General features: G+C 71.8%; 5 protein-coding genes and 1 pseudogene. All 6 read left to right on the plus strand.

Features of this window, described 5'->3' with window-relative positions:
- Positions 1–115 precede the first annotated feature (115 nt).
- Positions 116–1,528, plus strand: a complete 1,413-nt coding sequence (locus ACIPKM_RS02970; RefSeq protein WP_071296246.1) for a serine/threonine-protein kinase — start codon at positions 116–118, stop codon at positions 1,526–1,528.
- The gene (locus ACIPKM_RS02975) at positions 1,525–7,377 is read left to right on the plus strand and encodes an Ig-like domain-containing protein (RefSeq protein ID WP_071296247.1); all 5,853 of its coding nucleotides are present in this window, start codon (positions 1,525–1,527) and stop codon (positions 7,375–7,377) included. Before ACIPKM_RS02970 ends, ACIPKM_RS02975 begins: the two co-directional genes overlap by 4 nt.
- A gap of 98 nt (positions 7,378–7,475) precedes the next feature.
- A complete protein-coding gene (locus tag ACIPKM_RS02980) occupies positions 7,476–8,447 on the plus strand; it encodes a MoxR family ATPase (RefSeq protein ID WP_070416281.1) in 972 nt (323 codons plus the stop codon).
- Positions 8,444–9,859 carry a DUF58 domain-containing protein gene (locus tag ACIPKM_RS02985; protein ID WP_083403467.1) on the plus strand — a complete coding sequence of 472 codons (1,416 nt, stop codon included), beginning with the start codon at positions 8,444–8,446 and terminating at the stop codon, positions 9,857–9,859. The genes ACIPKM_RS02980 and ACIPKM_RS02985 overlap by 4 nt, the downstream gene beginning before the upstream one ends.
- Positions 9,856–12,354, plus strand: a complete 2,499-nt coding sequence (locus ACIPKM_RS02990) for a transglutaminaseTgpA domain-containing protein (protein ID WP_071296248.1) — start codon at positions 9,856–9,858, stop codon at positions 12,352–12,354. The genes ACIPKM_RS02985 and ACIPKM_RS02990 overlap by 4 nt, the downstream gene beginning before the upstream one ends.
- Positions 12,351–12,419: pseudogene (locus ACIPKM_RS02995) on the plus strand (zinc-ribbon domain-containing protein); the annotation flags it as partial. The gene ACIPKM_RS02990 and the pseudogene ACIPKM_RS02995, both read left to right, overlap by 4 nt.
- Positions 12,420–12,422: the final 3 nt, after the last annotated feature.

Raw genomic sequence — 12,422 nt, forward strand, 5'->3', positions numbered from 1 at the left:
GGGGGACGGGTGACCTCGGGCTGCGCGCAGTGTGCGGAATGTCGGTCACCCACGGTTCGTACAATGGCATGGCCGTGACGAGAGAGCTGGCCGCTCGGCCGGGGAGGAGGGGACGATGGCGCGACGCCTGCCGTCCACCCCGCCCGTCATCGCGGGCTTCAGCCCCGTGCACGTCCTCGGTTCCGGTGGCTTCGCGGACGTCTTCCTCTACGAGCAGGACATGCCGCGCCGGCAGGTCGCCGTGAAGGTCCTGCTCGACGAGGTCGTGGACGACCGCGTCCGGCAGATGTTCCAGGCCGAGGCGAACCTGATGGCGCGACTCAGCACGCACCCGTCGATCCTCACGGTGTTCCAGGCGAGTGTGGCCTCCGACGGCCGGCCGTACCTGGTGATGGAGCTCTGCTCGTCATCCCTCAGCGAGCGGTACCGCCGTGAGCCGATCCCCGTGTCCGAGGTCCTCGCGATCGGCATCCGCATCGGATCCGCGCTCGAGACCGCGCACCGTGAAGGCGTGCTGCACCGCGACATCAAGCCGTCGAACATCCTGCTCACGGCGTACGGCAACCCGGTACTGTCCGACTTCGGCATCGCGGCGACCATCGGCGAGGCCGACCCCGACGAGCCGATCGGCATGTCGATCCCGTGGTCCGCGCCCGAGGTGCTCATCGACGAGTCCCGCGGCACGATCCAGTCCGAGGTCTACTCGCTGGCGGCGACGGTCTTCTCCCTGCTCGCGGGCCGGAGCCCCTTCGAGGTCCGCGGCGGCAAGAACGGCGCGGCCGACCTCATGGGGCGCATCGACAAGGGCGGTGTGAAGCCCACCGGGCGGACCGACGTCCCGCCGTCGCTCGAGCGGCTGCTCGCATCCGCGATGTCGCGCAAGGTCGCCGGTCGGCCGTCCACCGTCATGGAGCTCGTCCGTGGGTTCCAGCAGGTCGAGGCCGAGCTCGGCATCCCGCAGACCTCGGCGGACGTCGCGGTCGAGGCGTGGGCCGTCGCGACGCCGACACCGCACGGTGACCGGACGATGATCCGCGAGCTGCAGCCCCCGACCCGCGTGGGTGCACGTCGGCGCACGCGCAAGGCGCTGCAGGGCGGATCGGCGGGGGCCGCGGCGCAGAGCGTCGGCACCGTCCACCGCACCGGCTCCGTCACGCGCGCCCGCCGCCGCACGCGGTCGACGTTGGTCTGGGCGACCTCGATCGCGGTCGTGGTGGTCGCCGCACTCGCCGTCGCCACCGTGCTCGTCATCGGTCGCCTCGGCTCCGGCGCGATCCCGGTGGTCGCCGACGTGCGCGCCGAGCCGTCACCGTCGTCCGTGACCTTCACCTGGGCCGACCCGGGCCTGCGCACGGGGGACACCTACGTCATCTCGTCGAACGGTGCGGCGAGCCAGCAGACCGGCACCAGCTTCGTCGTCTCGGGTCAGAAGGGCGACGAGGAGTGCATCGCCGTCGCGGTCAACCGTGACGGCAAGACCGGGGTCGCGAGCGCCCAGAAGTGCGCCACGATCGGGAGCGCCGGGTGATCCGGGCGTTCCTCGCCAAGCACCGGTCCGCAGCGGTGACGGTCGGCGCCTCGGTCGTCGTCGGCGCGGTCGTCGCCACCGCGGCCATCGCGTCGACCGGGTACCACACGCAGCGGGTCGACCTCGGTGACGGCACCGTGTGGGTGCCGTCCGCCGAGTACGGTGCGGTCGGCCGGGCGAACACCGGGGTCCTGCAGCTCAACACCGCCGTCGAGACCGCGAGCGACGACCTGTCCGTCCTGCAGCGCGGCTCCACGGTCTACAGCGTCGACGAGACGAAGGGCACGGTCGCGAAGGTCGACGTGGCCGACGCCACGGTGGCCGACCCGGTCACGCTGCCGGCCGGGACGCCGCAGGTCTTCTTCGCGGGGTCCACGGCGGTCATCGGCAACGGGGACACCGGCGAGCTCTGGGCGACCCCGGCGAAGGACCTCGGCGAGTTCGACGCGTCGACGAAGGCCGACCTGACGCTCGGCGCCGACGCCGTCTTCGACGCCTCGGACGACCACGTCGCCGTCTACTCGCCGAAGACCGGCACCGCTGCACTCGTCGACGTCGGCACCACGCCGACGGTCGCGAAGCGGTGGACGGTGAAGATGGACCGCGCCGACGACTTCCAGGTCGCGTCCTTCGGGGACCACCTGGCCGTGCTCGACCGCAGCTCGGGCCGGATGTCGGTGGACGGTCGCACGGTCGACCTCGGTGACCGCGTCGGCAGTGCACCCGCCCTGCAGCACTCGACGGACAGCTCGTCCGAGGTCGTCGTCGCCGGCACCGCCGGGCTCGTCCGTGTCTCGGCATCCGGCGACGTCAGCAACACTGCGATGCAGGTCTCCGGTCGTGCGGCACGACCGATGGTCGTCGGCTCCTGCACGTACGCGGCGTGGGCCGGCGGGCAGGCGATCGACACCTGCAAGGGGTCCGGCCTGCAGCGACTCGCGAGCACCGCGGGCACCGGGGACCTGCAGATCCTGCACAACGGCGAGACGGTCGTCGCGAACGACCCGCAGAGCGGGCGCTCCTGGGCGATCGACCGGAGCGGACAGCTCATCGACAACTGGGCCGACCTCATCAAGAAGGACGAGGACCAGCAGCAGGAGCAGGTGTCCGACGACGACCCCGAGGTCGAGAAGGACCAGAAGCCGCCGGTGGCGGTCGACGACGACCTGGGCGCTCGTCCGGGACGCACCACGAGCCTCCCGGTCCTGCTGAACGACTACGACCCGAACGGCGACCCGATCGTCGTGAGCGAGGTCGGGAAGATCGACGACGCCGTCGGCGACGTCGCGATCGTCGGCGACGGCCAGCGCCTGCAGATCACGCTGTCCGGCCGCGCCACCGGGACCGTCTCCTTCCCGTACACGATCACGGACGGCAACGGCGGGTCGGACACCGCCACCGTCCGGGTGACCGTCCGCCCCGACTCCGAGAACGACCCGCCCCGACAGGTCCGCGACACCTCGGCCGACGTCGTGCAGAACGGGCACGTCGTCTCGAACGTGCTCGGTGACTGGGTCGACCCCGACGGCGACCCGGTGTACCTCAAGTCGGCGACCGCGGCCGACGGGGACCGTGTGTCGACGACGCCCGACGGGCTGCTGGACTACCGGAACGCGAGCGCGCGGACCGGCGACCGCGCCGTGCAGCTCGTCGTGAGCGACGGGCGTGCGGACGGTCGGGGCTCGGTCACGGTCCACGTGGCGAAGCAGGGCAGCGTGCCGCTCTACGCCGACCCGTTCCCCGTGCAGGGGTACGCGGGCAAGGCGTTCACGGTGGACCCGCTCGACCACGTCCGCGGCGGGAACGGCACCGTCACGCTCACGAGCGTGTCGTCGTCGACCGGCCTCACCATCACCCCGAGCTACGACTCCGGCACGTTCCGCGTGCAGGGCGCCGGCGCGGGGGACCACCAGCTCGAGTACACCGTGACCGACGGCACGAAGACGACGAGCGGCATCGTGCGCGTCACGATCCTCGCGCCGCCGGACGCCTCGACCGCGCCGATCACCACGCCGAAGACCGTGTTCGTCAACACCCTGTCGACGAAGGACACCGACGTCACCGCCACCGACATCGACCCGGCCGGCGGCGTACTGCTCGTGACCGCGCTCGACGGTCCGGGCCGTGGTTCCGGCGTCGAGGCGAGCATCCTCGACCAGCACACCGTCCGGGTCACACTCACCGCGCCGCTCGACGGTCCGGTCTCCTTCGGCTACACCGAGACGAACGGACTCGCCTCGGCGACCGGCACGATAACGGTCGTCGAGATCCCGAAGCCGGACCGGATCCAGCCGCCAGTGGCGCAGCCGGACGCCGCGACCGTGCGGGTCGGCGACGTGGCGAACATCGACGTGCTCGACAACGACACCCAGCCCGAGGGGGAGCCGCTCACGCTGCAGCCCGACCTCGTGCAGAACGTCCCCGGCGACGGTGGCCTGCTGTTCGTCTCGGGCGACCACCTGCGGTACCTCGCCCCGAAGACCCCGGGCAACTACACCGCGGTGTACCGAGTCGCCGGGCCCGACGGCCAGTACGCCGACGCGACCGTCTCGATCTCGGTGCGCGAGCAGGACGCCGCGACGAACAACCCGCCCGTCCCGCAGACGGTGACCGCGCGGGTCGTCGCCGGGCAGTCCGTCCGGGTGTCCATCCCGTTGAACGGGATCGACCCCGACGGTGACTCGGTGCAGCTCGTCGGTGTCGCCTCGAACCCCGACAAGGGGTCCGTCGCCGACGTGTCGTCCGACTCGCTGACGTACGAGGCCGGCGACTACTCCGCTGGCACCGACGAGTTCACGTACACGGTCGTCGACGCGCTCGGCGCCCGTGCGACCGGCACCGTGCGTGTCGGCATCGCGCCCCGCGCGGAACAGGCGTCGAACCCCGTCGCCGAAGCCGACCACGTGACCATCCGGCCCGGCGGCTCGGTGACCGTCCGGGTCCTGCAGAACGACTCCGACCCCGAGGGTGGGCAGCTCACCGTCACGAAGGCCGAGCCCACCGCCGAGTCGGTCTCCGCCAAGATCCTGCAGAAGCAGCAGATCCGGGTCACACCGCCGAAGACCGCGAAGAACGGCGACTACGCGGTGCTGTACACGGTGACGAACGAGAACGGCGGAGCGAGCACGGCCTTCCTCACCGTCACGGTCGACCCCGACGCCCAGCCGCTGCGGCCCGAGGTCGACGACACCACGCTCGACCTGCAGGACATCCTGCACCGGCAGAGCGTCACGGTCGACGTCCTCGAGAACGTCTTCTTCGCCGAGGGGACCACGGCCGACCTGAAGGTCGGTGTCGTCGACGGGTACGGCGACAACGCCCGCACCACCGACGACGGGCGCATCGTCGTCCGGCTCTCCGACGACTCGCAGGTGATCCCGTTCTCGGTCGCCCGCGTCGACCACCCGGACATCGTCTCCTACGGGTTCATCCACGTGCCCGGCTTCGACGACGCCCTGCCGCAGGTCAACCGGACCGCCGGTGCGATCACGGTGAAGAGCGAGGCGACGGTCCGGATCCCGCTGTCGAAGTACGTCGTCACAGCGAACGGGCAGACCGCCAAGATCACCGACCGCGGCACGGTGAAGGCGACGCACGCGAACGGGCAGAGCCTCGTCGTCGACTCCTCGACGCTGCAGTTCACCTCGTCGAAGCTCTACTACGGGAACGCCTCCATCTCGTTCGAGGTCACCGACGGCTCGAACGCCAACGGCGGCAAGGGACGCGTCGCGACGCTCGTGCTGCCGGTCAAGGTCACGCCCCGGTCCAACCAGCCGCCAGCGTTCACCGGCTCCGCCGTCGACATGCAGCCGGGGGAGTCGCGCGTGATCGACCTCAGCAAGCTGACCGACTACCCGTACCCGCAGGACCTCCCCGAGCTCAAGTACTCCGTCGTCAGCAAGCCGAGCGACGGCACCACCGCCACGATCAGCGGGCAGAACCTGACGATCAAGGTCGCCGACACCGCGAAGAAGAACACGACCGCCTCGATCGGCATCGGGGTCGCCGACGACGCCAACGCCGGCCGGTCCGGGGTCGTGAGCGTCGACGTCGTCGCCTCGACGCGGCCGCTCGTGCAGCCCGGGGCGGACAAGTCCGTCACGAAGCGTGGCCAGACGACCACGATCGACGTCCTCGCCAACGACCAACCGACGAACCCGTTCCCTGGCCAGCGGTTGCGCGTCGTGAACATCCGCGGCCTCGGCGGCGGGCTTCCCGGCGGCGTGACCGTCACGCCGAGCGCAGACAAGTCGCGGCTGCAGGTCAGTGTCTCCGACAGTGCGAAGCCCGTCGACACGCACCTGCAGTACCAGGTCGCCGACGCCACCGACGATCCGGACCGGTACGTGTGGGGCGACGTGACGATCTCGGTGCAGGACGTCCCGGACGCACCCGGCGCCCCCACCCGCACCGGCTCGTACGAAGGCGGGCAGGCGACCCTGACGTGGTCGACGCCGCAGGCGAACAACTCGCCCATCACCGGGTACCGCCTGCAGGGCACGAACGGGGTGTCGAAGGACTGCGGTACGGCGACGGTCTGCACGATCAAGGGGCTCGACCCGAAGGGCTCGTACCAGTTCTCCGTCGTGGCCACGAACGCCGTCGGCGACTCGGCCGCCTCCGCGAACTCCGCGCCGATCAGCGCCGACTTCGTCCCCGCGCCGCCCACCGGCATCAGCGTCACCCCGAGCAAGAGCACGCCGAACCAGCTCGACGTGACCTGGAACGCGGTCGCGGCGCCGAACAACGGCAGCGCCGTGGACAACTACGTCGTCTCGATCGAGGGGCCGGATCTCTCGACGACACGCAGCACGGGTACGGCCACGAACACCTCCTTCACGGGGGCGCAGAGCGGGGCGCAGTACACGGTGACGGTGTCCGCCCGGAACGGCGCCGACCGCAACGGGACCGTGGTGCAGTGGAACTCGGCTTCGGCGACCGGCTCGGCCGTGGGCGTGCCGGGCAAACCGACCAACCTCTCCGCCGTGGCGGGGAAGAACCCGGACCGGGACGGCAGGTCGTCGGTCACCATCACGTGGAGCGCCGCCGACCTCGCCGGCGGGACGAGCGGCTCCTACAACGCGTTCCGTGGCGCGCAGAGCGACTGCACCGCCCGAGGCTCGCTCGGCCAGACGAGTCCCGCGAGTGACTCCGGCGTCGGCGGCGGGACGGCGACCTACTCGGTGACCGTCTGGAACGGCTACTTCTGCAACGCGCAGACGACGACCACCCAGACGTACGAACGTCCTTCGGGTACCTCGACCCCTGCGGTGTTCCTCACGTCGGACAGCTCCTCGACCCCGGACGTGGTCGTCGCCGCTCCGACGACCCCGGTCGACCATTACCAGCTGGAGGTGGGCGGCGCTCCGATCACGCTGCAGCCCGGACAACGGTGGAGCGGGGTGCCCGGTGACGGTGCCCGGAACGTCGCGGTCGCGATGACACTGCGCGCGTGCGGGAGCCCCGGCTCGAACTTCTGCACGACGGACGACGGCTCCTCGTACACCGCGAACATCGCCGCGCTCGACGCGACGTCCTCGGTGACGAGCGCGCAGCTGACCAAGTCGATCACGGTGAGCGGGCCGACGTCCTCGGCGGTGTCCGTGCGGTACACCGCCTACTGGTACTCGACCGACGACGGTAGCGGCTTCCCGCGGACGGACTCGTGGGACGCGGGTGCTGCCGCTCCACAGCCGCCGGACGACCTGCTCTTCACCGCGAAGTCGGTCCGAGTACGCGCAGAGGTGACCTTCAACGACAACGGGGCGCTGACGACGAACGGCGACTACTCACCGTTGGCGGCCGTCGCTCCGGCGCCCGCTGACTCCGGAAACGCGGCGGGCAACTGAGCAACTCACGGGACACGCCCTACGCTGCCCAGTAGCGCTCGCCCGATCACTTCCCCCGACGGCAACCGACCATCCCCGAGAACGAGGAACGACACCGCATGAGCATGACCCCGGAGCAGGCCACCTGGTTCGCCGACGTCGCAGGCCGCATCGTGACCAACGTCGAGCAGGTGCTCCTCGGGAAGACGTTCGTGATCCGCCTCGCGGTCACGGCGATGCTCAGCGAGGGGCACCTCCTGCTCGAGGACGTCCCCGGCACGGGCAAGACGAGCCTGGCGCGGGCGATGGCCCAGAGCGTGCAGGGCTCGACGAACCGCATCCAGTTCACGCCGGACCTGCTGCCGGGCGACATCACGGGCATCAGCGTCTACGACCAGAAGACCCAGGAGTTCGACTTCCACCGGGGCCCGATCTTCTCGAACATCGTGCTGGCTGACGAGATCAACCGTGCGAGCCCGAAGACCCAGTCGGCCCTGCTCGAGGCGATGGAGGAGTCCGCCGTCACGGTCGACGGCGTGAACCACCGACTCGCGGCGCCGTTCATGGTGATCGCGACCCAGAACCCCGTCGAGCAGGCCGGCACGTACCGCCTGCCGGAGGCCCAGCTCGACCGCTTCCTCATGAAGGCGTCGATCGGGTACCCGGACCACGCCGCGACGGTGAAGATCCTCGAGACGTCGTCGGCGCCGTCGAGTTCGGTGCCGCTCGCGAGTGTCGTGCCCGCGGCGACGATCACCGAGATGGCGACGCTGGCGCGCTCGGTCCACGTCGACCCGGTGATCGCCGACTACGTGGCCCGACTGGTCGACGCGACCCGGTCGGCGAGCGAGGTCCGGCTCGGCGTCAGCGTCCGCGGTGCGATGGGCCTGATGCGCGCGTCCCGCGTCTTCGCGGCGTTGGCCGGTCGCCACTACGTCACGCCGGACGACGTGAAGGCACTCGCGGTGCCGATCCTCGCGCACCGCCTGGTCCTCGACGCCGAGGCTGAGTTCGACGGCGTCAGCGCCACGAGCGTCATCGCACAGCTGCTGGTCGAGACCCCGCCGCCGGCGGACCGGGCCGGGTCGTGACCGACCGCCGGCCCGTCTCGACGCGCTCGCGCCGTCCGTCCTCGACGCGGTCGCGTCGAGGCACGACGGCCTACGAGCGCACCGGGACGGTCGCCGGCCTCACGAACGTCCGGACGCGCCTGGTGGGCGACCGGGACGGCGTGGCAGCGGACGCGGTCGTCGGTCTCGCCAGGGCCTGGTCGACGGCCTGGAGGCTCGTCAAGCGTGGGTGGGCAGAGGTCTCGTCCGTGGTCACCGGCCTCGGGTGGACGGTCGCGGCGCTCACGCTGGTCGCGTTCGTGCTCGGCTACCGGTTCGGCCTGCGCGAGGTCGTCGTCGTGGGCTTCGCGGGGGCGCTCCTCGTCGTCGTCGCTGCGGTCGCGCTCATCGGCCGTTCGAGGCTCGTGATCCGGATGCGCCTGCCGCAGCACCGGGTGGCGGTGGGCGATGCCGCCGGTGTGGTGGTGACGGCGGAGAACCCGGTGCGGTTCCCCTCGGTCCCGACGACGGTCGAGGTGCCGGTCGGGTCCGGGCTGGTGGACGTGGCGATCCCGTCGATCGGCCCGCGCGGCACGTTCGAGCGCGAGGTCCCGGTCCCGACGGTCCGGCGCGGCGTGCTCGACGTCGGTCCGGTGACCGGTGTGCGAGCGGACCCGGTCGGCCTGGTCCGGCGCGAGATCGTCTGGACGGCCCGGGAGCAGGTCATCGTGCACCCGCGGACGATCGCGATCCCGTCGACGAGCACCGGCCTGGTGCGGGACCTCGAGGGGCAGGCGACGACCGACCTGTCGCCGTCCGACATCGCCTTCCACGCCATCCGGGAGTACATGCCCGGTGACGACCCCCGCACGATCCACTGGAAGTCCACGGCGAAGTCCGGTGCGCTGATGGTGCGCCAGTTCGAGGACACCCGCCGGTCGCACCTCGTGGTCGCCCTCGGCCTCTCGCGTGCCGAGTTCGCCGACGACGAGGAGTTCGAGCTCGCGGTGAGCGCAGCAGCGTCGCTCGGCGCACGCGCGATCCGCGACGGCCGCGAGGTCACCGTGGTGGTGTCGGAGCGGACGCCGGAGTTCGCCAAGCGCCCCGTGTACGCCGTGCACCCGCTGCCCACGGTGACGCCCACCCGCCTGCTCGACGACTTCGCGTCCGTCGGACTCGCCGACGCCTGCCTGCCGATCGCCGAGGTCGCGCGCATCGTCGGCACCGACACCGCGGGCATCTCCGTGGCCTTCCTGGTGGTGGGCTCGACGGTCGAGCTGCCGGCGCTGCGACTGGCCGCGACGCGGTTCCCGGTCGGCGTCGAGGTCGTCGCGGTGATCTGCGAGCCCGAGGCCCAGCCCCGGTTCCTGCGTGTGGCGGGCCTGACGGTGATGACGATCGGCTACCTCGACGACCTCCGCCACGCACTGCACCGATCGGCGTCGGCCGCATGAGCGTCGCAGCGGGCCCGGACACCCGGGCACGGAAGACGGTCCGGCGCGATGCCCGCCGTGTCGCTCGCCGCCTCTCACCCTTCCGGCTGGTGGGTGGCACGCTCGCGGTGTGGCTGGTCCTCGCCGTCGCGAGCGTCGCCTGGTGGCCCGTCTACCGCGACGACGCGATGATCGTCGCCGCCGTCACCGCGGTGGTGTTCGGCACGCTCGTCGCGCTCCTGGGCACGGTGTTCCGGCTGCCGACCGCGGTCGTCGCCGTCGCCACGGTCGCAGCGTTCGCGCTCACCGGCGTGCCGGCAGCGGTGCCGGGTGAGGCGAACGGGATCCTGCCGACCGGCCAGGGGCTGGTCGACCTGTTCGCCGGCGTCGCCCTCGGCTGGAAGCAGCTGGTGACCATCAGCCTGCCGGTCGGCTCCTACGAGTCGTTGCTCGTGCCATACTTCGCGACGTTGCTCGTCGCCACGGTGACCGGCGTGAGCGTGGCGACCCGCGCCTCCAGGCAGGAACTCGCCAGCATCCCGGCGCTGGTGGTCTTCGCGGCCGGTGTGGTCGTCGGACCCGGTCGTCTCGACACGTCGATCGTGACGGCCGTCGCGCTCACCGGGATCGCGCTGGTGTGGGCGCTGACGGTGCGGCACGCGCGGCGTGCCGTCGCCGTCGCGACGACCATCGGGTCCCGCGTGCCGGTGGCGCGTTCGGTGATCCGGCCGGCGCTCGTCGGGACGGGGACCATCGTCGCCGCGGCGGTCGTCGCGACCGGACTGGGGCTCGTCGCTCCGCCGTCCGTCGGCCGGACCGTCGCCCGGACCGACGTGGTGAAGCCGTTCGACCCGCGGGACTACGTCAGTCCGCTCAGCGGCTTCCGCGCCTACGAGGAGGACACCGCGTCGAACACGCCGCAGCTCACGGTCACGGGGCTGCCGGAGAACGGGTTCGTCCGGATCGCCACGCTCGACACCTACGACGGGGTCGTCTACCGCGTCGGCGGGTCGGACGGATCGACGGCGTCCGGGACCTTCGAGCGCGTCCCGACCTCGGTCGACGTCCGGGGCGTCGAGGGGACGACCGTGCGCGTCGGCGTCCGGGTCGACGGGTACAGCGGGGTGTGGCTGCCGACGGTGGGTGACCTCGAGCGGGTCGACTTCACCGGGTCCGGGGCCGAGCAGGAGCGTGGCGCGTTCTTCTACAACGGCTCCACCGCGACCGGAGCGGTCGTCGGTGGTGTCGGTGAAGGAACCCGGTACGACCTGACCGCCGTCGTGCCGGACCAACCGACGGACGAGCAGCTCGCGTCCGCACGCCCGGGGAGCGCCTCGGTGCCGACGCCGCGGTCGGTCCCCGACGCGGTGCGGGACACCGTGGACGCCTACTCCGACGATGCCGACACCGACGGTGCGAAGCTCGTGGCGATGGTGCAGGCGCTCAAGCGCAACGGGTACGTCAGCCACGGCGTCGGCGACGACCGAGCGAGTCGTTCCGGGCACGGTGCCGATCGCATCCAAGAGCTCCTGACGTCGCCGCTGATGATCGGCGACCAGGAGCAGTACGCCGCCGCGGCGGCGCTGATGGCGGACCAGCTCGGCTTCCCGGCGCGCGTGGTCATGGGGTTCACCGCCGGCGGCGACGCGGGCGGCGGAGCGGGCCGGAGCGCGACCTCGGGCGGGACGACGACGTTCCGCGGGTCCGACGTCACCGCGCGGGTGGAGGTCGACACGGCGCAGTGGGGGTGGGTCATGATCGACCCGAACCCCGCCGTCCGTGAGATCCCGGACGAGCAGCAGCAGACGCCGCAGCCGGTCACGCGCCCGGAGACGGTCGTGCCGCCGCCCCCGGCCGAGCAGCAGGACCAGTCGCAGCAGGCGCCGCCGCAGAGCGACCGCAACACGCCGCCGGTGCAGCCGCTCTGGTTGCAGATCCTGCTCGCCGTGCTGCCGTGGGCGCTCGCGGTGCTGGGGCTCGCCGCGCTCGTGCTGCTGCCGTTCGGCGTCATCGTGCTGCTCAAACGGATCCGTCGTCGTCGCCGGCGCCGAGCCCCGACGCCACGTGCACGGATCGTCGGGGCGTGGGACGAGTACCGCGACGCCCTGGTCGACCGGGGTCACGACGTCGCGCGGGCAGCGACCCGCCGCGAGGCCGTCGTGGGAGCTCCGGGGGAGGGCGGCACCGGACTCGCGGCGTTGGCCGACCGGTCCGTCTTCGGGCCGAGCGAGGCCGACGGCACCGCTGCCGACCGGATGTGGTCGGCGACGGACGACGCGATCACGAGCCTGCGGGCCGGTCGGACCCGCAAGGAACGGATCCGCGCGGCGGTGTCCCTGCGCTCGCTCCGCGTCGTGGACGCCACCCGGTCTGCGCGGGCATCGGTCGCCTCCGCGGTGACGGTCCGGGGCGGACGCTCCACAGGTGGCCAGGGAGCCGCTGGAGGGCGCGACTACGATGGCGTGCAGGCCGGCGAGCGTCGTGGACGGCCGAGTGAGGACAGGCGGAACACGTGATCAGATGCGAACACTGCGGATCGACGCTCCCGGACGGAGCCATCTTCTGCGGTGAGTGCGGACGCGCC

The organism is Curtobacterium sp. NPDC086286 (genome assembly GCF_044746255.1).
Lineage (GTDB): Bacteria > Actinomycetota > Actinomycetes > Actinomycetales > Microbacteriaceae > Curtobacterium.

Excerpts from the sequence above, each read along its gene's own strand:
- ACIPKM_RS02970 (WP_071296246.1), top strand. The coding sequence starts at position 116 with ATGGCGCGACGCCTGCCGTCCACCCCGCCCGTCATCGCGGGCTTCAGC.
- ACIPKM_RS02980 (WP_070416281.1), top strand. The coding sequence starts at position 7,476 with ATGAGCATGACCCCGGAGCAGGCCACCTGGTTCGCCGACGTCGCAGGC.
- ACIPKM_RS02990 (WP_071296248.1), top strand. The coding sequence starts at position 9,856 with ATGAGCGTCGCAGCGGGCCCGGACACCCGGGCACGGAAGACGGTCCGG.